The organism is Streptomyces corchorusii (assembly GCF_001514055.1).
Classification (GTDB): Bacteria; Actinomycetota; Actinomycetes; order Streptomycetales; family Streptomycetaceae; genus Streptomyces; species Streptomyces olivaceoviridis.
Map to the genome: position 1 here is coordinate 1 of NZ_KQ948414.1, position 675 is coordinate 675.

At 71.1% G+C, this 675-nt stretch carries 1 protein-coding gene; it reads right to left on the reverse strand.

Features of this window, described 5'->3' with window-relative positions:
* The coding region (locus AQJ11_RS45065) for an IS481 family transposase (protein ID WP_059267393.1) at nt 1-675 on the reverse strand (675 nt) is incomplete at both ends.

Below are 675 nucleotides of genomic sequence, written 5' to 3' on the forward strand. Positions count from 1 at the left end.
GTCAGCTTTCCGCTCGCGCCGATCTCGGTGAGCGCCTTCTTCCAGGCCAGGCCCTTGCGGTAGGCCCAGGCATTGTCGGTGAGGACGCGCTCGATGCGTGTGATGCCGTGTGCGTGGAAGAAGGCGGCCGCGCGGATGAGGAAGTCTGCGCAGGTCGCGACCTTCTCGTCCGTGTGGATCTCGCTGTAGGCGAGGCGGGTGTGATCGTCAACGGCGGAGTGGACGTAGTCGAAGCCCATGCCGCGGACCGGCCGGCCGGCGTGGCGGCCGCGGACCTTGTGGCCGCCTCCGTCGGGGATGCGGCCGAGTTTCTTCACGTCGACGTGGATCAGTTCGCCGGGGCGGTCGCGTTCGTAGCGGCGGATCACGGCGCCGGTCGGCCGGTCCAGCCAGGCCAGGCGGTTGAGGCCGTGACGGGTCAGGACGCGGTGCACAGTGGAGGCGGGCAGGCCCAGCACCGGGCCAATGCGGGCCGGGCCGAGCTTGCGGTCCCGCCGCAGCCGGCACACCCGGTCCTCCACCGTCGCCGGGGTGCGGTGCGGTGTTCGGTGCGGCCTGCTGGAACGGTCAAGAAGCCCGGTCTCGCCTTCACGACGCCAGCGGCGGATCCACTTGTGTGCCGTGGCCCGCGAGATGCCCATCTCGGCGGCCACATGAGCGACAGGACGGCCCGCA